The organism is Alteromonas sp. CyTr2 (assembly GCF_947311905.1).
GTDB classification, from domain to species: domain Bacteria; phylum Pseudomonadota; class Gammaproteobacteria; order Enterobacterales; family Alteromonadaceae; genus Alteromonas; species Alteromonas macleodii.
Map to the genome: position 1 here is coordinate 185,042 of NZ_CAMZMZ010000002.1, position 20,873 is coordinate 205,914.

22 protein-coding genes are annotated in these 20,873 nt (G+C 45.6%); 15 read left to right on the forward strand and 7 right to left on the reverse strand.

Translation table 11 applies throughout. The annotated features are described in order from the left end of the window. The first annotated feature begins 166 nt into the window (after positions 1 to 166). Positions 167 to 1,279 carry an MBL fold metallo-hydrolase gene (locus tag QME20_RS02210; RefSeq protein WP_281715368.1) on the forward strand — a complete coding sequence of 371 codons (1,113 nt, stop codon included), beginning with the start codon at positions 167 to 169 and terminating at the stop codon, positions 1,277 to 1,279. Positions 1,280 to 1,300: 21 nt separating this feature from the next. Here the strand turns inward: QME20_RS02210 and QME20_RS02215 are convergent, their stop codons facing one another. Beyond that, positions 1,301 to 1,951: an MOSC domain-containing protein gene (locus QME20_RS02215; RefSeq protein WP_239240939.1), complete on the reverse strand. Its 651-nt coding sequence runs from the start codon at positions 1,949 to 1,951 to the stop codon at positions 1,301 to 1,303. A gap of 383 nt (positions 1,952 to 2,334) precedes the next feature. Between QME20_RS02215 and QME20_RS02220 the strand changes: the two genes are divergently transcribed. From QME20_RS02220 to dnaB, 5 genes are all read left to right on the forward strand, one after another. Then, positions 2,335 to 2,910, forward strand: coding sequence for an RNA polymerase sigma factor (locus QME20_RS02220; protein ID WP_014951111.1), 576 nt, complete (start codon positions 2,335 to 2,337; stop codon positions 2,908 to 2,910). Further along, positions 2,903 to 3,430 carry a hypothetical protein gene (locus QME20_RS02225; protein ID WP_061486736.1) on the forward strand — a complete coding sequence of 176 codons (528 nt, stop codon included), beginning with the start codon at positions 2,903 to 2,905 and terminating at the stop codon, positions 3,428 to 3,430. The genes QME20_RS02220 and QME20_RS02225 overlap by 8 nt, the downstream gene beginning before the upstream one ends. Before the next feature lie 13 nt (positions 3,431 to 3,443). Further along, on the forward strand, positions 3,444 to 4,445 hold the full coding sequence (locus tag QME20_RS02230; protein WP_014977658.1) for a DUF4097 family beta strand repeat-containing protein: 1,002 nt from the start codon (positions 3,444 to 3,446) through the stop codon (positions 4,443 to 4,445). Between the two features lie 254 nt (positions 4,446 to 4,699). After that, on the forward strand, positions 4,700 to 5,170 hold the full coding sequence (locus QME20_RS02235) for a hypothetical protein (RefSeq protein ID WP_061486735.1): 471 nt from the start codon (positions 4,700 to 4,702) through the stop codon (positions 5,168 to 5,170). Positions 5,171 to 5,285: 115 nt separating this feature from the next. Continuing rightward, entirely contained in the window at positions 5,286 to 6,671 is a 1,386-nt protein-coding gene (gene dnaB / locus QME20_RS02240; RefSeq protein WP_014951107.1) for a replicative DNA helicase, read from the forward strand. A gap of 126 nt (positions 6,672 to 6,797) precedes the next feature. Here dnaB and QME20_RS02245 read toward each other — a convergent pair whose 3' ends face one another. From QME20_RS02245 to rsd, 5 genes are all read right to left on the reverse strand, one after another. Then, on the reverse strand, positions 6,798 to 7,994 hold the full coding sequence (locus QME20_RS02245) for an OmpA family protein (protein WP_281715369.1): 1,197 nt from the start codon (positions 7,992 to 7,994) through the stop codon (positions 6,798 to 6,800). Positions 7,995 to 8,095: 101 nt separating this feature from the next. After that, positions 8,096 to 8,533: a secondary thiamine-phosphate synthase enzyme YjbQ gene (locus QME20_RS02250; RefSeq protein ID WP_281715370.1), complete on the reverse strand. Its 438-nt coding sequence runs from the start codon at positions 8,531 to 8,533 to the stop codon at positions 8,096 to 8,098. After that, positions 8,523 to 8,987, reverse strand: a complete 465-nt coding sequence (locus QME20_RS02255; RefSeq protein WP_061096093.1) for a chemotaxis protein CheX — start codon at positions 8,985 to 8,987, stop codon at positions 8,523 to 8,525. Before QME20_RS02255 ends, QME20_RS02250 begins: the two co-directional genes overlap by 11 nt. After that, a complete protein-coding gene (locus QME20_RS02260) occupies positions 8,977 to 9,450 on the reverse strand; it encodes a transcriptional repressor (RefSeq protein ID WP_281715371.1) in 474 nt (157 codons plus the stop codon). The genes QME20_RS02255 and QME20_RS02260 overlap by 11 nt, the downstream gene beginning before the upstream one ends. Before the next feature lie 35 nt (positions 9,451 to 9,485). Beyond that, positions 9,486 to 9,950, reverse strand: a complete 465-nt coding sequence (rsd, locus tag QME20_RS02265) for a sigma D regulator (protein ID WP_281715372.1) — start codon at positions 9,948 to 9,950, stop codon at positions 9,486 to 9,488. A 161-nt stretch (positions 9,951 to 10,111) separates the two neighbouring features. On the opposite strand from rsd, the gene nudC reads away from it, so the two are divergent. The 3 genes from nudC (at position 10,112) to QME20_RS02280 (ending at position 12,952) form a co-directional block, all read left to right on the forward strand. Continuing rightward, on the forward strand, positions 10,112 to 10,945 hold the full coding sequence (gene nudC, locus QME20_RS02270) for an NAD(+) diphosphatase (RefSeq protein ID WP_080986364.1): 834 nt from the start codon (positions 10,112 to 10,114) through the stop codon (positions 10,943 to 10,945). 268 nt (positions 10,946 to 11,213) lie between these two features. Beyond that, positions 11,214 to 12,305: a uroporphyrinogen decarboxylase gene (gene hemE, locus QME20_RS02275; RefSeq protein ID WP_014951100.1), complete on the forward strand. Its 1,092-nt coding sequence runs from the start codon at positions 11,214 to 11,216 to the stop codon at positions 12,303 to 12,305. A 23-nt stretch (positions 12,306 to 12,328) separates the two neighbouring features. Next, a complete protein-coding gene (locus tag QME20_RS02280; RefSeq protein ID WP_069945116.1) occupies positions 12,329 to 12,952 on the forward strand; it encodes a hypothetical protein in 624 nt (207 codons plus the stop codon). Positions 12,953 to 13,014: 62 nt separating this feature from the next. On the opposite strand, the gene queG is transcribed toward QME20_RS02280, so the two are convergent. After that, entirely contained in the window at positions 13,015 to 14,157 is a 1,143-nt protein-coding gene (gene queG / locus QME20_RS02285) for a tRNA epoxyqueuosine(34) reductase QueG (protein ID WP_281715373.1), read from the reverse strand. Positions 14,158 to 14,163: 6 nt separating this feature from the next. Here queG and QME20_RS02290 point away from each other — a divergent pair, with 6 nt between their 5' ends. The 6 genes from QME20_RS02290 to hfq all read left to right on the forward strand — a co-directional run bounded on the left by QME20_RS02290 (position 14,164) and on the right by hfq (position 20,873). Beyond that, positions 14,164 to 15,663, forward strand: a complete 1,500-nt coding sequence (locus tag QME20_RS02290) for an NAD(P)H-hydrate dehydratase (protein WP_281715374.1) — start codon at positions 14,164 to 14,166, stop codon at positions 15,661 to 15,663. 74 nt (positions 15,664 to 15,737) lie between these two features. Beyond that, a complete protein-coding gene (gene tsaE, locus QME20_RS02295) occupies positions 15,738 to 16,220 on the forward strand; it encodes a tRNA (adenosine(37)-N6)-threonylcarbamoyltransferase complex ATPase subunit type 1 TsaE (RefSeq protein ID WP_014951096.1) in 483 nt (160 codons plus the stop codon). An 85-nt stretch (positions 16,221 to 16,305) separates the two neighbouring features. After that, positions 16,306 to 17,655 carry an N-acetylmuramoyl-L-alanine amidase gene (locus QME20_RS02300; protein WP_014951095.1) on the forward strand — a complete coding sequence of 450 codons (1,350 nt, stop codon included), beginning with the start codon at positions 16,306 to 16,308 and terminating at the stop codon, positions 17,653 to 17,655. A 94-nt stretch (positions 17,656 to 17,749) separates the two neighbouring features. After that, a complete protein-coding gene (gene mutL, locus QME20_RS02305; protein WP_014951094.1) occupies positions 17,750 to 19,609 on the forward strand; it encodes a DNA mismatch repair endonuclease MutL in 1,860 nt (619 codons plus the stop codon). Next, positions 19,593 to 20,546: a tRNA (adenosine(37)-N6)-dimethylallyltransferase MiaA gene (gene miaA / locus QME20_RS02310; protein ID WP_281715375.1), complete on the forward strand. Its 954-nt coding sequence runs from the start codon at positions 19,593 to 19,595 to the stop codon at positions 20,544 to 20,546. The genes mutL and miaA overlap by 17 nt, the downstream gene beginning before the upstream one ends. Positions 20,547 to 20,624: 78 nt before the next feature. Continuing rightward, on the forward strand, positions 20,625 to 20,873 hold the full coding sequence (gene hfq, locus QME20_RS02315) for an RNA chaperone Hfq (protein ID WP_014951092.1): 249 nt from the start codon (positions 20,625 to 20,627) through the stop codon (positions 20,871 to 20,873).

Below are 20,873 nucleotides of genomic sequence, written 5' to 3' on the forward strand. Positions count from 1 at the left end.
TGCTGATGGTTTCTCGCTTTACAATAACGGTTAACAGCTATCTTAGTGCTTGCGCTAAACTGCGGTTCTCTTGATGTCTGCACAATTGAGTAAATAAAGCATAGACGCAGCAGTCAACTAAGCGCTTTGCCTGCTAGGTTGGAGCTACAAGGACACGATCTTAAAAATGGTAATGAGTTTAAAGAAGTTAACGACGTTGTCGGCGTCGCTAGTAGTAGCAGGAAGTGTCGTGACTGGTTGCGCCAGCTCTAATCATGTTACTCAGATAGAAGGTGAAAATGCTGTAATCAAGCACACCAATGAACCTGGGTATGAGGACAGATTCAGCAATATTTACGACGGTTTTAAAGCATACCCCGTCACGTGCACTAATGATTGCTACCCAGCGTCTGCCGATATTGAATGTGAAAGTGACATGCAAAATTGTCAGTTCGTTGGCAACAACCCGACAGTGAACTCGAACACCGGCTTTAATGTCACCTGGTTAGGGCACGCAAGTTTTTTACTTAACACCGCAAGTGGTGAGCAAATACTTATTGACCCTGTGTTTGGGCAGTTTGATTGGCCCGTTAATTGGGCTTTTCGATTGGCGGAGGGGTTCAGCCGCAACGAACCCGCTGAGGTAGGTGAAGACAAACTCGCACAAACCGATGCTGTGGTTTATTCCCATATTCACTATGATCATTTCAATAAAGCCGATATTGCCGAATTAGGCACAAAGCCCGAATATCTTGTTCCGTTAGGTTTCGCAGAGCACTTCCCTAATAGAGGCTACACCATTAAAGAAATGGCGTGGTATACCAGCAAAAACGTAGGCAAAACCTCTATCCACTTCGTGCCGGCCCATCATTTCAGTAACCGAATTTGGGTGCCTTATTTGTACGAGGACGACAATGCGACACTGTGGGGTGGTTGGGTATTTGAGAATGAAGGCAAAACATTGTTCTTTGCGGGGGATACGGGATATTCACCGCACTTCATGGATATTAAAGCGCGCTTTGGTGAAATAGATGTTTGCCTGTTACCTATAGCGTCTTATTTCAGCGAAACCTCACCTAAATGGTATCGCAAGGTACATACTACGCCAGAAGATGCCATTGTTGCGGCCCAAGACCTAGGCTGTAAAGCCGTAGTGCCTTGGGGCTATGGAAATGCCAGCTGGATGATGGGTGACAAGACGTCACATTCTGCGCTATTTCGTCTTATGAAAATGAAGAAGCAGCTAAACCCTGCAATGCCTTGGGTTATTTTGAATGAAGGTGAACAGGCGTCTTTTTAATTTAAGCTACGGATAAATGGCTTATTTATCCGCAATCTTATCCGCAATTTTTTGGCATTTTCCGCGCCATTCGTCATCAAGCGCCTCAAGATTCGCTAGCTTTTGGGCCAGGGCTTTGTCTGCTTTGGTATGGGCGCATTGCATTAGGGTGTGAACATTAACGGTATCGTCCTCACGGTGCAGTAGTGTTACTTCGTCGCCAACACTGATGGTTCCGGTTTTAATAACCCGGTAATACCAGCCAGTGATACCTCGTTCTCCGACAAATCTATCTAAATTGGGCACTTCGAAGCGTTGCGAGATTTTATTGCAAGGGGCACGGGGTGCGCTTACTTGCAGTTCTACCTCGCCGAGCTTCCATATATCGCCGATATAAACGGTAGCATCGTCCATGCCCTCTACACTGATGTTTTCGCCAATGCTGCCCAGCGAAAAGTCGCCTTCAGGAAAATGCTTTCTTAATGTCAGATAGTTGGTCGGGTTGAACTGATGCAGCACTTTCTCCGGTCCACCGTGAAGCCGTTTGTTGGCCTGTTCGTCTTCATCGGTTCTGTCCATATGCACCGTTAACGCGTCGACGGGGGCTTTAACAATACTGCTTGGTGCCCCACGAGGGCCTAGCGGCTGAGGTTTTCCAGCAAACAGAGCGTTAACAGAAAATGAGGTAGACATGGCATCTCCAAAAAATATTTTTGTGCATTTAAACCTTTCTACTATAGGGTACGACTAACCTTATAACACTAACAAGTGCTTATACCAGTCCGCATAGATAATTACCCACTCAGCGAGAGTTAAAATGTTCGTAATCGCGGCGTGTTACCGCAGGTATAGTGGTTCTACACCAAGGTGACACAACAAAGAGTACGGACATTTTAAACTCGCCCTTCGGGAAGGTCTGGCAAGCTTCCTAGCTGCATTCTGGGAATTTGAAAGGGAACAGCCATTCCTGCATTCCCACGCTTTGCTAGTAAACTTGCCAGCACCTTCTGAGTGGGCAATTATCTATGCGGATTGGTATTTTGCTAATCAGCACCACAAATAACAAAGAGAAAAGAATGGAACACACACAACAACGTGTTGTACACGCCAATGTGGTGTTTGGTAATAAAAGCGAAAATGAGCTGATATCTAAAGCGAAAAAGGGCGATAAGCAGGCGTTTCGGTCCCTTTACGATGAACATATTGGGCGAGTCTACGCGCTTTGTTACCGGCTTACAGGTGAAAAGGGAATGGCAGAAGATGCTTCGCAAGAAGTCTTTATTCAGCTATGGAAAAAATTGGGTAATTTTGATGGGCAAAGCCAATTTTCCACATGGTTACACAGTGTTACGGCAAACATTACCATCTCTTATATGCGCAAGCAGAAAGGGTGGGTGCAGCGCATGTTTAACTTGGAAAACAGCGGCATTAACGAGATGCCGGCTGAAGAAAACAGCACCGATGTGGATTTAGAAGCATTAGTTATTCGCTTACCCGAGCGAGCCAGAATGGTTTTTGTCCTCCATGCAATTGAAGGTTACAGGCATGAAGACATTGCCAGCATGTTGAACATGGCAGTGGGCTCAAGCAAAGCACAATTTTTCCGTGCTAAGCAATTATTGAAAGATTTTATGGGAGTCGATGATGAGTAATTTTGACGACAAGCTTGCTCAGCATATTTCTGAGATATCAAAAGAGAAGCAGCCAGAACGAGATTTGTGGCGAGGTATTGAACTCGGCATAACATCGCAGCAAGGCGACGCTTCACAAGACGACGCTTCACAAGACGACGCTTCATCATCTACGGTTACATCAAAACAGTGGATGGCGATAGCCGCAAGCGTTTGTTTAGTTACTGTATTGTGGTTTGCGGCTCCTTTTGCGTTTAAAGCTGATGAAAGTCGAAGCGATGGCTATGCCTTGATTGACGCAATGAGTATGCAGCAGCAACAACAAGTGAATAGTCTTCTTGCTAGTTATGAAAGTACAACGGCGCTAACGGAAGATTGGCAAGAGCAATTGAAAGAATTGGACGATGCTGCAGATGTTATTAAAGCGGCATTAAAGGACGATCCAGACAACTCAGCATTAATCAAAATGCTGCATCACGTATATCAACAGCAGATTGCCTTAATTGAGCGAGTGCACGCGCCAAAGTGGCAGCAAATTTAATAAGGGTTTAAAGATGAATATAAATACGAAAAGCACATTTTTGCACACGTTCATGGCACCTTTGGGGGCCAAGGTATTACTTACTACTGCGCTGCTAAGTATCGCTACTGCGGCGTTTGCAGGAGAAAAAGTAGATAAGACCATCGACACATCGTCTTCGCCGAAAGTGGACATTGAACACATCAACGGAAAAGCAGACATCCGAGTTTGGGATAAGTCTCAGGTTCGTGTCACCGGTGAACTGGGCGATCAAACTGAAGAGTTTATCTTTGAAAGACGTGGAGATGTCGTGGTTATACACGTTGAAGTCGAGCGCCACTCAAAGAGCTGGTTTAATAAAGGTAAAGATGGCGACGACCTTGTTATCTATATACCTTCAGCAAGCGACCTTCACTATACCGCAGTCAATGCTGATCTTATTGCAGAAGGTATAACAAAAGCAGTAGATGTTGAGGTGGTAAACGGCGACGTAACCCTTAAAAACATAGGTGAGCGGGTTGAAGTTGAGTCGGTTAATGGCGATATCGTGCTTGAGAATGTGAGAGGCCGTTTAGAGGCGGAAACAGTGAATGGCGAAATTGAAGCGTCACACTCAGGAAACACGCCAGTGAGCTTTGCGTCAGTTAATGGCAAGCTCGACATCACTTCCGATAGCCCAGACGTATCAGTAGAAACCGTCAACGGTCGAATCGATGTGTCTCTTCAAGCGGTGGACGTACTGCAAATCAATACGGTTAATGGAAGGACTTACGCAAGTTTAGGTCTTAATAAGAACGGTAGCGTAAAAGCGAATTCTGTAGGCGGTGCGATGGAATTTGTCTTTCAAGATGGCGTATCGGCACAATTTGATATTGAGACGCACGCTGGCGGCAACATTGTAAACAATATCAGTGATGAAAAGTCGCAAAAGCCTAAGTATGGCCCAGGTAGCTGGCTACGCTTTATCCACAACGGTGGGGCTGCAAATGTAGACATCTCTACGGTACACGGGCGAATTGAAATAGACCAAAAGTGAATAAGCTATAGGCAACACAATTGAAACTTTAGGTTGAAAAAATGAATTTAGTCCACATTTATTAATCAGACATGTGGTGATTAATGAAAAGCTGCGAGTGATCGCAGCTTTTTTGGTTTGGTCGCTAAAAATGTGTAGCTGAGCGTTTGTAAGTAACAAAAGTGCGTTTTAATGGCTCTTAGTTACAAGTTAGCGGACCTGCACGCTTCACCCACATCATCACATGGTTTGTTATTTTTTGATTGGAGGTTAAATTGAGTATTGTTGGACACGTCAAAAGGTTTTGGCGATTTCATAGTCTAATTATTGGTGCGTTTGGAATATGCGCATTTACGCTAGGCTGTGCTGTTCAGGAACCCGCTTATTACGAAGGTACTTGGGTGGTGACTAAGGCCTATAATGTAGGTGTTTCAGCTCACTCATCAATAGAGTCAGAAAAGTTCTTGGGTCGCTCGGTAACCTATGCTTCAGACTCGGCTAAACTCGATCAGGCATTCTGTGAGTCACCGGTGTATTTAACGAAAAATATCAGTAATCAAGATTTTTATGCTGCTTTTAAAGCCTCTCCATCATCGCTCGGCTTTAGCGACGACAAGATTACTGAAGTAAGTTTGTCGTGCCTTGATAATTCAGCAATCATGGGTTCTACACTCATTTTTCAGGAAGGTGGCAGCGCCTACACCTTGGTTGATGGTACGTTTTTAAAGCTGGAGAAAACGCTTTAAGCGATGTTGTCTTTTTGCGCTTTCGCAACAAAATGACGACTTCCTTTGTTGAGTGATGGACGTTAAAAGCGCATAATATCCAACTGACTTTTGTGCATTGGAATAGGTTTCACTCGTGGCGTCTGCGTCTAAAAACGATAAGAATGTTGAAAAATTGAAGGTTCCACCTCATAGCATTGAGGCTGAGCAATCTGTTTTGGGCAGCATGCTTATTGACCCTGAAAGCTGGGACAAAGTCGCGGAGCTTGTTACCGATAACGATTTCTACAATCGCTCACACCAAATTATCTTTCGTGCTATCACTCGACTACTAAACAGTAGCCAGCCAATAGATCTTATAACAGTATCAGAAGAGCTGGAAAAGCATGATGAACTGGAAGATGCCGGTGGTTTTGCCTACTTAGGTGAACTTGCCAAAAACACGCCAAGTTCTGCGAACGTTGTGTCTTATGCGCAAATTATCAGTGAGCGCGCGATAACCCGTGAGCTTATTGGCGTGGCGCATGAAATAGCGGAAGTTGGGTACAACCCCGAAGGCCGTGACAGTGCAGACATTCTTGACCTGGCCGAAAGTAAAGTATTTGAAATTGCCGAGCGAAGAACTGGTGAAAACGAAGGTCCTCGCGATGTCGAGTCTATCTTAGGGAAGACCATTGACCGTCTAGAAGAATTGGTGAAAACCAATAAAGACGTTACCGGTGTTACTACCGGCTTTACCGACCTAGACAAAATGACCAGTGGTATGCAGCCCTCTGACCTTATTATCGTGGCGGCTCGTCCATCGATGGGTAAGACCACCTTCGCCATGAACTTGATTGAAAACGCCATGATGGCAGAAGACAAACCTGTACTTGTTTTCAGTCTTGAGATGCCCTCAGAACAAATCATGATGCGTATGTTGGCGTCATTAAGCCGCGTTGACCAAACCAAAATTCGTACTGCTCAGCTGGATGATGAAGATTGGGCACGTATCTCCAACACCATGGCTATGCTCAAAGACAAAGATTGTTTGTTTGTTGATGATTCATCAGGCCTTACACCAATGGACGTGCGAAGTCGCGCAAGAAAACTCGCTCGCGAACGCGGTGGAATCAGTCTCATCATGGTGGATTATCTTCAGTTGATGCGCGTACCTTCTCTTAGCGATAACCGAACATTGGAAATTGCAGAGATCTCTCGCTCATTGAAAGCATTGGCTAAAGAGCTTGAAGTGCCGGTAGTTGCCCTTTCACAGCTTAACCGTACGCTAGAACAACGCGCCGATAAACGTCCTGTAAACTCTGACCTTCGTGAGTCTGGCTCAATCGAGCAGGATGCCGACCTTATTATGTTTATTTATCGTGATGAGGTTTATCACGAAAACAGTGAGTATAAGGGAATTGCAGAGATTATCATTGGTAAACAGCGTAACGGCCCAATTGGTACCTGTCGACTTACGTTCCAAGGTCAGTTCTCACGATTTGACAACTATGCAGGCCCTGCCATAGCCGACGAATATTAGCCCCTCTTATGGCGACTAAAGGCTTCGACCGCGGCCACGGTCTTCATTTTAAGGGTTAACAAGTTAAAGTATTTCAGACACAAAAAAGGCGCCGTAAGGCGCCTTTTTCAATTCATATAAAATGAATTATTTTTCTTCAGCTACTTTCACAGTGTCTTTAACTGTCACTGAAATGCGACGGTTAACACGGTGTGCTTCAGCGTTCTTACCTTTATCTAGAAGCTGAGTTTCGCCGTAACCGATAGTGTCTAAACGAGAGCCTTCGATTCCGTACATGTCTACCATAACTTCTTTGAAGTTAGCAGCACGACGCTTAGAAAGGTCCATGTTGTAAGCTTCAGTACCTGGTGCAGAAGTGTGACCTTCGATTACCGCAGTTGTTGAAGGATACTGCTTCATGAATTCAGCGAATTCAGCAATTTCTGGATCTTTTGGCATCTTAACAACAGCACTTTCGTTGTCGAATAGAACGCGTAGTGTGATTTCTACTGTCTCTTCGTCAAATACTGTACAACCTTTAGCGTCAACTTTAACGCCTGCAGGTGTGTCAGGGCACATGTCTTTGCTGTCTACAACGCCATCGTTGTCAGAATCTTTGATTGCACAACCAGTTGCATCTACTTTAGCGCCAGCAGGTGTGTTAGGACACTGATCAACGTTGTTTAATACGCCATCGTTGTCGTCATCGATGCTACAGCCATTTGCGTCAACACGAACACCCGCTGGTGTCATTGGGCACTGGTCTTTGCTGTCTACAACGCCATCGTTGTCGCTGTCTTTAGATGCGGCAGGAGTGCCTTTACCAAATGGGATCGCGATACCAACTTTAACACTGTAGTCATTGTAATCTTCACCGAAGTCGTGATAAGCGGCGATTTCAGTAACAAGCTTAACATCTTCGTGGATGTCCCAGTGTTTACCGATACCGATGTTACCAAGGGTAGTTGATTCGCCTACTGCTTGACGCTTAACACCACCGAATAAGAACCATGCATCATTTGGCATGAAGTAAAGTGCGTCAACACCAACCATTTCGCCGCTTTCATCACCGCCGCCTGCATAATCAAGGTCTAGGGCTGTAAATTCAACACGAGCTGCCCAGCTTTGAGTAAAACGGAAACCGTATTCAAAAGCTACGCCACGACCATCGTCGTAAAGGCCGCCATCAGTTAGATCTAACGGACGTGAGTCGTCAGTGTTGTAATACATGCCAGACAAACCAAACCAGTTTTTGTACTCTGGCTCAGAAGAATCTTGTGCAAATGCATTAGTCGAAGTAATTACAGCAAGAGATAGCGCTGCCATTTTAAAGTGTTGTTTCATAGTCACATCCTGTTTAACGTTGAGTGATTACCGATTTTTGATAATTTTGTGTTGTGCTTTGCGTAATACACTAGCACAAATTGTGCCATTTATAATATGGGTTAGGCTGCGATCCCTTGTAATGTGGCAATAATTGTTCGTCTTCCACCATGATCTCGGTGTTCGCCGAGCATGATACCCTGCCACGTGCCAAGTGCAAGTTTGCCTTGTTGGACAGGTATAGTAAGTTGACACCCTAGTATACTCGATTTTAAGTGAGCTGGCATATCATCTTTACCTTCGTAAGTATGCCTGAAAAAAGAAAGTTCTTCTTTTACACTATGGTTGAAGAACGCCTCCATATCCTGCCTTACTGTTGGATCGGCGTTTTCATTGATTGTCAAACTTGCACTTGTATGCTGAAGCCAAAGGTGTAAAAGCCCAACTTCAACCTGACGAATGCTAGGTAATGCAGATTCCAACTGCTGCGTAATGAGGTGGAATCCTCTCGGATAGCTGTCGAGTGTAATTTTTTCAGACTGCCAGAAATTATTTGTCAAAACAGATTTCCAAATGGGCTAATCCTTCGTCGCACATGAAAGGAAGAATAATTTTAGCACCATCAACTTGGTGACTAATCGTATGTTGCTTTCCTGATACAACGATTGGTGTTGCCATTCCAAATTCGTAACCCCGCTCAGCAAGATCTCGTTTTGCGTTACCGCAAATCATGTTGGTAACTTCGCCAACCATGTCGCCTACTTCTGCATCAAGCTTCTCAGGGCGCTCGCCCACCATTCTCTCCATTATGGTGAGGGCCAAAGACTCGTCAAAAGTAATAGACATAGAGCCGCGAATGTCTGGGCCCACCATGCCAATTAGCCCCGATACATCGCCTTTGGCGATATCACTTTGTTTGCGCTTGGGCTTGCCCGGGGTCAATTTAGTTTGAGCCATGGTTTCAAGCACGTTCAAAAGACCAGCAATAAACGGGTTCACAAAATCAGCATTCATGTACACTCTCCTGAGCAGCGTGATCTTCCGTTTGTTGACAATCGGCACATAATCCATGGGCCTCTATAGTTTGTTTCGATACTTTGAATCCGTGTTGCTTTGCTTGGCTATCAAGGGTCTCTTGAAGACCTTCAGATTGAATTTCAGCAACATCACCACAGCTGTCACAAATTAGAAACTGAACAGGGTGGTTACAACCAAAATGATAGCAGGCCACAAACGCATTCGTAGACTCTAAACGATGAATGAACCCAAAATCGAGAAGAAAATCAAGGGCGCGATAGACTGTCGCAGGTTTGGCACTAGACTCTGTTTCTTTTAGTGAGTCGAGTAGTTCATAAGCACCCATAGGGCCGTGCTTTGAAACAAGAATTTCATACACCTTTTCTCTAAGCGGTGTGAATCTGGCGCCGCGTTGCTCGCAATAAGCCCGTGCCTTTTGAATAAGTGTGGTTTTGTTCATTGATGATAACCGTAAACTCGACTTTCATTGTTATATTAATGCGTCACTTCTGGATCACGTTTTTTAGTGTGTACATGAGCTATTAACTCATCTTCCAAGGCAAAACGCTCTTCTAATGTCTCACCAAGCTTGGCTAGCGCTGAGTCAAATTCAGCTGCCTGCTCGGGCGTTACTGCTTGTGCAAACGTATCATTAAATGCGAGTGCTGCGTCAGTGGTTTTTGTCAATCTGGGGTAAAGTTTATCTCGTAGTGCAAGGCCGTCATTGTCGTTTTCAACCAACATATCGAAAACCTCAAAGTGTCCTACCGACAAATAATCGAGTAATGCGCTGCAAAAGTTGTCTATCTCATCTGGGTCAGGTAAACACTCGCTTCGCTTGTTAATACCTGCTAGTTCACAGAAAGAAACTAACAGTGCCTGTCTGTCCATTAACCAGCGGTCAATAACCTGGCTTTTCCCGCCCCATTTTGATTTAACGCTTTCTAACTGTTGCAACATTTTGATGTGTTACCCGTTTAGCGACAATAAGTTTCAGTATAACACTGTGCACTAGCGACACAAATTTTGCGCGAAAAAGTTCGTTTCAAAATGTATGGTGGCGATCTATACGCTCAGTATTTAGTGTAGTATGAAGCATTAAAGAACAGGAGTGATGTGCAATGATGATAAAGTTGGATGAGGCGAAACTAGCTGCTCAGCAAGCCCTGTGGGTAGTTTTTAGTCGCGGCAAAATTGTAGTACAAGAATCGTCTGAGTCTATCCCCGTTGCTTACCTGAGTGATATTCCATTTTTAGCATCTTATATCGATGAAATTCATCAACTTCCGCCGCTCAATGAGACGGCGCATAGAGATCTGCCCGTATATGTTGTTGATTTGGGCGCTGAGCATGTTGACGAACCCGGTTGGGAACGGGTATCGCTTAGACAGCTTCTTTTTGCCGAATACGATATTGCCTTTTCCGTTATTGGGCGAGCCTGGCAATACATCCACTTCTTGCGTACTCATCAATTTTGCGGGCAATGTGGAGCCAAGACTGAACGCGTAGATTGGGAAATGGCAATGCATTGTCACCGCTGTCAACATCGCAGTTATCCAAGAGTGTCTCCCTGTATCATTGTTTCTATACACGACAACGAAAAAATATTGTTGGCCAAAGGCGTTCGCCACCGAGAATCCAATATGTATTCAACCCTTGCAGGCTTCGTAGAAAGTGGTGAAAGTCTGGAGCAAGCGGTCCACAGAGAAGTTTTCGAAGAAGTTGGCGTTAAGGTTAAAAACTTGCGCTATTACAATAGTCAGCCATGGCCATTTCCACATTCCTTAATGGTCGGGTTTGTTGCCGAGTATGACGAAGGGGAAATTCGTTGTCAGGAGAACGAGATAGATGATGCGCAATGGTTTGATATAGATGCGCTGCCGACTATTCCACCGAAAGTGTCTATTGCGGGACAATTAATTGCTGAAACGGTGTCTCTGATCGGCGACAAATAAAAAACCCTGCCGAGGCAGGGTTTCAATAAGTTTAGCACGGTCCCATGTAGGGCTTCTTTTCTTTAACGGTTATAGTAATAGCAAACACTCACTTTAAGTGCAAGCGTCTTTTTAAAGTAATGTTCAAGTATTGTTTGTCTTTAATAATCGACACTACACCGATTTGTCGTTAAAACATTGATTTTTTAATACAGGTTTTAGCACACCTTAGTTAAGAATACTGGTATACTTTCGCGCTCAAATATCTTCAGTAATTTAGGTGAGTTATATGTCGCAAAATTTCCCCAGTGTTGATAAGCCCGCGTTAAAGAACGATCGTTACTTACGTGCGTTACTTAAGCAGCCGGTTGATGTCACACCTGTATGGATGATGCGACAAGCCGGGCGCTACCTCCCAGAGTACAAAGCGACTCGTGCAGTAGCAGGCGATTTTATGTCGTTGTGCAAGAATGCAGAACTTGCATGTGAGGTGACGCTACAACCTTTACGTCGCTTTCCTCTCGACGCTGCAATTCTCTTTTCGGATATTTTGACCATTCCAGATGCGATGGGCCTCGGTCTTTACTTTGAAACAGGTGAAGGCCCTCGCTTTAAAAATCCAATCACGTGTAAAGCGGATGTGGATAAAATCGGCCTTCCTGATCCAGAAGGTGAATTACAGTACGTAATGAATGCCGTTCGTACTATTCGCCGTGAGCTTAAAGGTGAAGTGCCATTAATTGGTTTTTCTGGAAGCCCTTGGACACTCGCGACTTACATGATTGAAGGTGGTTCAAGTAAAGCCTTTACCAAAATCAAGAAAATGGCATTTGCTGAGCCAGCAACGCTTCATGCGTTACTAGCAAAACTGGCTGATTCTGTTACTGAGTATTTAAATGCTCAAATCGCTGCGGGCGCGCAGTCAGTCATGGTATTTGATACTTGGGGTGGCGTGTTATCTCCTCGTGACTACAAAGAATTCTCGCTTCAGTACATGGAGCGCATTGTAAGTGGGCTGACCCGTGAAAATGAAGGCCGTAAAGTACCTGTTACCTTGTTCACCAAAAACGGTGGCATGTGGCTAGAATCGATTGCGGCGACAGGCTGCGACGCAGTAGGTTTAGACTGGACTATCGACATTAAAGAAGCGCGTGCGCGCATTGGCGATAAAGTTGCACTTCAAGGTAATATGGATCCATCAATGCTGTATGCTCAACCGCAAAGAATTGAGCAAGAAGTGGCGTCCATTCTAGAAGGTTACGGTGAAGGTAGCGGTCACGTATTTAATTTAGGTCACGGTATCCATCTAGACGTACCACCTGAAAATGCAGGTGTGTTCGTTAATGCGGTACATGAACTTAGTAAGCAATATCACAAGTAAGCGACTTCGATAAAGGAAGTAAAATGAAAACGTGGCTTGTGTTGTTGCTGATAGCGTTTGCATTGATAGCAGGGTATAAATTTTCTGGCTATCAACACCAACTCAGTGAATCCAATGCAGAAAAAGAGCGACTAACCAATGTGTTAGCGCGCTCTCGTGCCACGGAAACGAGTGAACTGAAAGTTATTAAGCCCGCCGCCAAGTTGGTTTCAAATGAAACAGGTGCGGTGCTCTTGGATACAAGCGTTACAAAAAACGGCGAGATGAATGTTGCCCCCGTTGCTGAGAATGTCCAAATCATGGCGCCAGAGGTTTTCTACACGAAAACCGAAGGCTCACTCAATACGTTTTTTGCGCTGCCGCCTAATAACGAGCGCTTTGTTTTAGACTCGGTAAAGTGTGAGAACGGACATTGCGAAATAACGGGTGAGTATGACGGTTCTGAAACTGAGCTGTCGCGAGTTATTGAAGCATTGGAACAGGAGCCGTGGTGGGAATTCGGCTCGCCTATCATAACCACGCAAGTGGCACAGCGAGGCCTCAAACTTAACGTTTCTTTCGCCGCATCCCATTCGCCAAATGCTCGTGTGCGTTATCGGAATAGCACTCAGGCCGATTTAAACAGTCAGCTTGCCTCAGCGGGTTAACCCCAAAACGTGTATATCGCCAATTGAATTCGCGGTATGCCTTATTCAAGCGTGTACTGGCGTTAGGCGTCTCTTGGTAAGCCTTTTTCAATTACGCGAATAAGCCGCGCTTGCTGCCTGTTTTTTGCATCAGACGCTTGTTGCTTCTCTTGCTGCCGCTTAAGAGCCCAATCAATATGTCTGTCCACCAAGTCACTCACGCTCCCTCGTCTTTCTTTCAAAAGCAGAATGCTTTGTTCATCATACGGAGCGTTTCCTAACGCAACGGCAATATTACGCTGCCACTTCTCAAAGCCAATCCGCCTGATGGGGGAGCCTTCCGTATTTCGCAAGAAGGTTTCTTCAGACCAGCCGAAAAGCGCATTGAGACTTTGGCCGTGTAGCACTTGTCGCGGGTGGAAATCTTCTTCACTGGTAACGTCGGCAAAGCGATTCCAAGGGCAAACAAGTTGGCAATCGTCACAGCCATAAATGCGATTGCCCATCATGGGGCGCAAATCTTCGGGAATATCTTTGTCTGATTCAATGGTGAGATAGGAAATACAGCGACGGGCATCTACTTTATAAGGCGCAACAATTGCATTGGTCGGGCAGATGGTTAGACACGCCGTGCAGGTGCCGCAACCCTCTTCAATTGGTGAGTCAGTGGGTAATGGCAAATTGATGAACAGCTCACCTAAGAAGAACCAAGAGCCGGCTTCTTTGTTGAGTGTCAGGCTGTGTTTCCCCGTCCAGCCAATACCCGCTTTTTCAGCAATAGCGTGTTCCAATACGGGGGCTGAGTCTACAAACGGGCGATATTGGGTATGCGCCAAGGATGCTGTGATTTTCTCTCCCAATTGCTTCAGACGTTTGCGCAGCACTTTGTGGTAGTCACGGCCCAATGCATAGCGGCTGATGTATCCTATTTCTGGCTTTTTTAAATGCTTGGCAAACGAGGCGTCAGGAGGTAAGTAGTTCATGCGAACGCTGATAACCCGTAATGTCCCTGGGACCAACTCATGAGGCCGGGCACGCTTCATCCCATGACTCTCCATAAAGGCCATGTCACCGTGATACCCATTGTCTAACCATTCCTGAAGGTGTGCCTCGTGCTGATGCAGATCAATATCGCTGATGCCAACCTGCTGAAAGCCTAGCGCTGTACCCCAAGCCTTGATATTGTTGGTTAATTCAACAAGGTCGATAGAACTAAATTCGGACATGTGCTCATGCTAGATACTCAATTAACGTCAAGTTTATCATACAAATTATTTCGGGCCGATCAGGTTAGGGAAAATGAGGGACAAGCCGCCGCGAATTCGGGCTGCGATATGTTCACGTTGATGCAACGAGCTGGTGATGTGGTGTTCAAGCAGTGTCTTGAGCTTATGCCAAACTCAGACGTTTACTTAGTGCTGGTGGGCCAAGGTAACAATGCGGGTGACGGCTACATTGCAGCAATAAACGCAAAACTTGCGGGTAAACAAGTGCATTTATGTGCGGTTGAGCCTGAACGTACGCTGGATGGTGATGCTGGCAAAGCACAGCAGCGCTGGCTCGATTCAGGAGGCAGTATCAATGGGTTTGACGCTACGCTCCTCGAGAAGTCTGATGTAGTGATTGATGCGCTTCTCGGTACAGGTATTAATAGCTATATTCGCAATGAGTTTGCAGACATCATTGATGCGGTGAATGCGTCATCAACACCGGTAGTAAGCGTTGATGTGCCGTCAGGGCTTGATGCAAATACAGGACAGAGCCTGGGGCGATGTGTTCAGGCTGATATCACCGTTACTTTTGTAGGCATTAAGCCGGGGCTTGTTACTGGTGCGGGTAAACAATCGTGCGGTAAGTTAGTGTATGCGGATTTGGGTATCGGCAAAGCGTTCCAAGCATTAGCCAAAGCGAGCGCGACCATGCTAAATATCGACCACTTTAAAGGTATGGGGCCACGGGAGATTAACAGTCATAAAGGGACTTACGGTCGACTGTTGTGCATTGGCGGTAACCGCGGAACAGCAGGTGCCATTCGACTCGCCAGTGAAGCCGCACTGAGAAGCGGTGCGGGCATGGTACGCGTGTATACCCATGAGTCGTCAGTCGTTCAGGTCAGTGCAGGCAGACCTGAACTCATGGTCACCGACTTTAATTTGGAAGATGCATTAGCTTGGGCAACCTGTATGGTTATTGGACCGGGTCTTGGGCAAGATGAATGGGCAGAAAGCGCATTTGAAACCACAATGAAGCACTGTCAAAGCCAAAATAAGCCTGTGGTCATTGATGCTGACGCGCTAAATCTGTTGTGTCAGCAGTCAACCGCGTACACCTTGTCTGACAGTATTTTAACCCCTCACGCAGGCGAAGCAGCGCGTTTACTCGGTGTTTCTATTGATGATGTAGAAAGCGACCGTTTTAACTACGCAAGGCAGTGCTCACAGCGATACCATGCGGTCTGTGTACTAAAAGGGGCGGGCACGCTTATCGACAATGAAAAGAAAACCTGGGTTTGCCGTCACGGTAATCCAGGTATGGCTACCGCAGGAAGCGGTGATGTATTAAGCGGAATATTGGGCGCGTTGCTCGCGCAAGGCGTAGAAACAGATATTGCAGCGAAATATGGTGTAGTGCTTCATGCTAAGGCTGGCGATGATATTGCCCAACTGTATGGTCAACGTGGTATGATAGCGAGCGATTTGTTTGACGCAGTACGTGCGCTTATAAACCACTAGTTAGCGTGGTTTTGTCTTGAACGGGCAGGCATCTACTGTGTTATTCGGCTTTCTATTACTGTGGAATATTGTTGATGTCTTACCCGCATACCTCTTTTTTTGCTAATGAAGTAGATGATACTGCGCAGCTTGCCAGAGATTTAGCGCAGGCTGTTTCGAGTCAACTCCCTACCGATGCTGTTATTTATTTAAACGGCGACTTAGGTGCAGGGAAAACGACATTTAGCCGATATTTCATTCAATCTTTAGGTCATTCAGGTAGCGTTAAAAGTCCAACCTATACATTGGTTGAACCTTATGAGTTGGATGGCGTCAATATCTATCACTTCGACCTGTATCGCTTAGCCGACCCAGAAGAGTTAGAGTTCATGGGAATTCGCGATTACTTTGGTTCGGGCGCTATCGCGCTTATTGAATGGTCGGAAAAAGGGGGCGAATACTTGGCATCCCCAGACTTAGTGATTAGTATAAATATTACGCCATCGGGTAGGCAGTTTAATTTGGAAGCAAAAAGTGCCCACGGTGCTAAATTGCTTCAGCAATGCAAGCGCGTTTAGCGCAAATGCGAAATGAAAGAAAAACTGAATAAATAGCCGCTCCGGAGTTGACGAGAGCAGCATAACAATAACAGAAAGGCTAATTATGGTGCGCAGTATAGTTTCGGTATTATTATTGTGTTTCGTCGTGCAATTCGCACACGGTGCGCAAAATAACATCGACGGGGTTAGGATATGGCCGTCGCCGGACAATACGCGCGTTGTTTTCGATATGAAATCAGCGCCAGAGTTCACCTATTTTACACTTAAAAATCCGCTTCGGCTTGTCATCGATCTTAACAACACCAGCGACACCGCTAAGCTTTCTGGCATTGAAAACAGCGGTGATTTGATTAAAAAGCTGCGCTACTCCACACCGAAAAACAAATCATCTGCCAGAGTGGTTGTTGAGCTCAATAGAAATACCAAGCCTTCGTTATTTGCAGTAACCCCCGATGGTGCTTACGGACACAGGCTGGTTGTCGATTTACCAGATAGCGCGCCGAAGCCGTCGCCAACGTTATCAGCGTCGGCATCAACTGGCTCTGTCGTTATTGATGATTCTACCAGTGCCCGAGACCGAGACATTATCGTCGCCATCGACGCCGGGCATGGTGGACATGACCCAGGTTCAATCGGTCCGGCTGGCACCTATGAAAAGCACATCACCCTGAGTATCGCCAAAAAACTGGAAGACATGATAAACCGGGAGCGAGGTATGCGCGCCATCATGACTCGTGGCGATGATTATTATGTTTCTCCTAATCGACGTCCTGAAATTGCGCGCGAGAAAAAAGCCGATTTGCTTATTTCCATCCACGCCGATGCGTTTAGTCAGCCTCAACCGCGAGGTGGTTCGGTGTGGGTACTATCCATGCGAAGAGCAGACACTGAATTAGGCCGCTGGCTAGAGAAATCTGAACGTCACTCTGAATTACTCGGTGGTGCAGCTGAAGTGATCAATGATAAATCAAGCGAGCGATATCTTACTGAAACCATACTGGGTTTATCGATGGATCACAGCATGGCGACCAGCCACGATTTAGGTAATAAAGTGGTTGAAGAGCTAAAGCAGGTGACCAGTCTGCATAAAAGAAAACCACAAGCCGCCAGTTTTGCAGTTTTGACCGCGCCTGACATCCCCTCTATTTTGGTCGAAGTTGGTTTCATTTCTAATCCGCAAGAAGAGAAGAATCTGAACTGGTCTAAACATCGCGAACGCTTAGCGAATGCCATGTTTAATGCGACTAAGCGTTACTTCAAGCAAGTTCCCCCTGATGGTACACTGTGGGCACAAGAAAGGGCGAACAACCGAACGCACAAAGTAAGAAGCGGCGAGTCGCTCTCGTTATTAGCACAGCGTTACAATGTAAAAGTAAGCAGCATCAAAGCAGCGAATGATCTTTCAAGTGATGTTGTACGCGTAGGGCAGGTACTAAATATTCCGAGAACCTAAACCTAGGTTTTGTTTCATCGGCTTTTTCAGCACTCATTGCACTTACATGTCGTATCGCCACGAATCCATATAGTTAATATCATAGGGTAGTCCTTTGCCTATACAGCTTTTATCTCCCCAACTTGCAAACCAGATTGCCGCTGGTGAAGTGGTTGAGCGCCCCGCGTCTGTGGTTAAAGAATTACTAGAAAACAGCCTTGATGCTGGTGCCACCAAAATAGAAGTCGATATTGAAAAAGGTGGCCACAAACGCATTCGAATAAAAGACAATGGGTCAGGCATTGTCAAAAGTGAACTGCAGCTGGCATTGAGTCGCCATGCAACCAGCAAAATCACCACTCTGGATGACTTAGAACAAATTCTCTCTCTTGGCTTTCGTGGCGAAGCGCTGGCCAGTATTAGCTCGGTAAGCCGGTTAACACTGACATCGCGCACTGAGTCTCAAGGTGAGGCGTGGCAGGCCTATTGTGAGGGTAGGGAAATGGCGGTAAATATCCAGCCAGCGGCCCACCCTGTTGGCACCACAATTGACGTGGCAGATCTGTTTTACAACACGCCAGCAAGACGTAAGTTTTTACGCACCGAAAAAACCGAATTTCAGCATATTGAAGAAGTCATAAAACGCATAGCACTGAGCTATCCCAAGGTTTCATTTGTTTTAAAACACAACGATAAAGTAGCAAAGCGCTTTATCGCCGACAAAGCAGGCAGTTTAGCCACCCGAATTGGCGCTGTGGTTGGACAAAAGTTTGTTCAAAACGCCGTACATATTAGTACTGAGTATGAAGGTCTTCACATTGATGCTTGGCTAGGTAATGAGGCCATGCTTCGCAGCAGTAATGATTGCCAGTTCAGTTTTGTTAACGGCAGAGGCATGCGAGATAAGCTTATTATGCACGCTATTCGCCAAGCGTACGAAAGCGTTTGGGGGGTGGTGGAGCAACCAAGCTTTGTGGTGTACTTAACGGTTAACCCTAAAGATGTGGATGTAAATGTTCATCCCGCCAAGCATGAGGTGAGGTTTCAACAAGGCAGATTGGTACACGACTTTATCTGTAAAACCGTGAGTGATGCGCTGCATGCCATGACCGACGAACAGCCTTTATCAGGAATGGACGCAAGCCGTCCTTCGGGCTCAGATTTCATGTCTTCTCAGGTAGAACACGATTACATTAGGCCTTTACAGAATCAAACGTCGGATAATGCACAGGCGTTCAACGAGTCTTCTCGTTACTCGACGGGGGGAATCTCGCAAGGCGCGCCACAGTCTTATGGGCAATTTACAGGCAGTCCAAGAAATACATCCTCGGGAAGTGCCAGTGGTGGACGAAGTGGTGGCGCTGCACATAAGCAAAGTCGAGGGCCAAGTGCGGCATATCAGTCAAATTACAATGCGTTAATGACGCCAAATAGCGACATTATTAACAACAATGCAGACCCGATGCCCGTTGCAGAGCACGTTAATCTAACTTCCCAGTGTAGAATTTACCCAAAATCAGAAAAAATTTACCTTCTTTGTGCAACTAAAGTTGCAAGTATCTGGTTAAGCGAACTATTTTTAAAAGCGCAGCATGGACAACCGTTGTTAATGCCCGTTGCTGTTTCGCTCAATAATGTCAATGAGCAACTGGTTACACTGCTAAACGACGCGCATTTTGAAGTGAATAAAGTGGCTGGCAAATATCGGCTGCAACAGGTGCCGGCCGGCACCAGGCACTTGCCGTGGCTCAAGTGGTTTGAATACTTCTTATTAGTTGAACTAAATGATGAAGTAAATTCACTTGATGATGCCGTAAAATCATTGGTTTTGCCTGAACATGTTTTAGATGAAGAGACATCAAATGCGCTGTGGTACTGGTTGGATCAGCAGAGCGAAGTGAAACAATGGGAAATTATTGAGCAATTTGCTAAAGTGCGCCCCTTAAATTCAGTGCTAGATGTATGGGGAGAATAAGGTGTCCAATGGCATAAATTCTGCATTGCCAGTAATAGCAATTATGGGCCCCACGGCATCAGGCAAGACAGGCTTGGCGCTTGATATAGCGGCCAAGGTTGAAAGCGAAGTAATTAGTGTTGATTCAGCCCTTGTTTATAAAGGTATGGACATCGGCACTGCGAAGCCAACGCAGGAAGAGCAAGCAGGTGTAGTACATCATCTAATTGATATTATCGACCCTGCACAAAGCTATTCGGTGTCGCAATTTGTAAACGACACTAATGCGCTAATTGGCGATATTTTAGCGCGTGGCAAGGTGCCAATTTTGGCTGGAGGTACAATGATGTACTTTAATGCCTTGATAAATGGAATTTCGCCACTACCTAAGTCAGATGAAAAGATACGGGACGAAATAACACAGCAGGCACAACGCTTGGGTTGGTCTAAATTACACGATGAATTACGTGGTGTAGACCCAATTAGTGGTGAGAGAATTCACCCCAACGACCCACAGCGAATTACCCGTGCGCTGGAAGTGTATAGAAGTACCGGCAAGACGTTGACACATTGGCAACAACAAGAGGGTGAAAAGTGCCGTTATAACATTGCACAATTTGCCATAGCGCCCGCAGACAGGGCAGTGTTGCACGAACGTATAGCGACCCGCTTTGATTTGATGTTGGAGCAAGGGTTTGAGAATGAAGTAGTAAAACTCTACGAACGCAGTGATCTTCATGAAGATTTGCCTTCTATTCGTTCGGTAGGGTACAGACAGATGTGGCAGTACCTAGACGGCCAATTGAGTTACGCAGAAATGCGTGAAAGAGGCATTATCGCTACAAGACAGCTCGCCAAGCGTCAACTCACGTGGTTACGGGGCTGGGAGCAGGTTACATGGCTAGACACATTTGCTAACGATAATTTGACTAAAATTACAGCGAAAGTCACACTTTAAATGTTTGAGTGTGGTATATATTAGACGTGCAGTGATAGTGAAATTCCTATCACGAATAATAAAAACTAAGGATATCAAATGGCTAAAGGGCAATCTTTACAAGACCCATTCTTGAACGCTTTGCGTAAGGAACGTATTCCAGTATCAATTTATCTGGTAAACGGTATTAAACTTCAGGGACAGGTTGAATCTTTCGACCAGTTCGTAATTTTACTGAAGAACACAGTAAGCCAAATGGTGTATAAGCACGCGATTTCTACTGTTGTTCCAGCACGCGCTATCACAATGCCTAGCGCAGGAGATTCTGAAAATACTAAAGGTGAATAA

What these genes read in the sequence shown, in the direction of transcription:
- QME20_RS02210 (WP_281715368.1), top strand. Translation starts at nt 167, where the DNA reads ATGGTAATGAGTTTAAAGAAGTTAACGACGTTGTCGGCGTCGCTAGTA.
- QME20_RS02230 (WP_014977658.1), top strand. Translation starts at nt 3,444, where the DNA reads ATGAATATAAATACGAAAAGCACATTTTTGCACACGTTCATGGCACCT.
- rsd (WP_281715372.1), bottom strand. Translation starts at nt 9,950, where the DNA reads ATGTTGCAACAGTTAGAAAGCGTTAAATCAAAATGGGGCGGGAAAAGC.
- QME20_RS02255 (WP_061096093.1), bottom strand. Translation starts at nt 8,987, where the DNA reads ATGAATGCTGATTTTGTGAACCCGTTTATTGCTGGTCTTTTGAACGTG.
- QME20_RS02225 (WP_061486736.1), top strand. Translation starts at nt 2,903, where the DNA reads ATGAGTAATTTTGACGACAAGCTTGCTCAGCATATTTCTGAGATATCA.
- QME20_RS02290 (WP_281715374.1), top strand. Translation starts at nt 14,164, where the DNA reads ATGCTAGATACTCAATTAACGTCAAGTTTATCATACAAATTATTTCGG.
- QME20_RS02215 (WP_239240939.1), bottom strand. Translation starts at nt 1,951, where the DNA reads ATGTCTACCTCATTTTCTGTTAACGCTCTGTTTGCTGGAAAACCTCAG.
- QME20_RS02220 (WP_014951111.1), top strand. Translation starts at nt 2,335, where the DNA reads ATGGAACACACACAACAACGTGTTGTACACGCCAATGTGGTGTTTGGT.
- QME20_RS02245 (WP_281715369.1), bottom strand. Translation starts at nt 7,994, where the DNA reads ATGAAACAACACTTTAAAATGGCAGCGCTATCTCTTGCTGTAATTACT.
- queG (WP_281715373.1), bottom strand. Translation starts at nt 14,157, where the DNA reads ATGTCCGAATTTAGTTCTATCGACCTTGTTGAATTAACCAACAATATC.
- miaA (WP_281715375.1), top strand. Translation starts at nt 19,593, where the DNA reads ATGTATGGGGAGAATAAGGTGTCCAATGGCATAAATTCTGCATTGCCA.
- QME20_RS02260 (WP_281715371.1), bottom strand. Translation starts at nt 9,450, where the DNA reads ATGAACAAAACCACACTTATTCAAAAGGCACGGGCTTATTGCGAGCAA.
- tsaE (WP_014951096.1), top strand. Translation starts at nt 15,738, where the DNA reads ATGTCTTACCCGCATACCTCTTTTTTTGCTAATGAAGTAGATGATACT.
- QME20_RS02280 (WP_069945116.1), top strand. Translation starts at nt 12,329, where the DNA reads ATGAAAACGTGGCTTGTGTTGTTGCTGATAGCGTTTGCATTGATAGCA.
- hfq (WP_014951092.1), top strand. Translation starts at nt 20,625, where the DNA reads ATGGCTAAAGGGCAATCTTTACAAGACCCATTCTTGAACGCTTTGCGT.
- hemE (WP_014951100.1), top strand. Translation starts at nt 11,214, where the DNA reads ATGTCGCAAAATTTCCCCAGTGTTGATAAGCCCGCGTTAAAGAACGAT.
- QME20_RS02300 (WP_014951095.1), top strand. Translation starts at nt 16,306, where the DNA reads ATGGTGCGCAGTATAGTTTCGGTATTATTATTGTGTTTCGTCGTGCAA.
- nudC (WP_080986364.1), top strand. Translation starts at nt 10,112, where the DNA reads ATGATGATAAAGTTGGATGAGGCGAAACTAGCTGCTCAGCAAGCCCTG.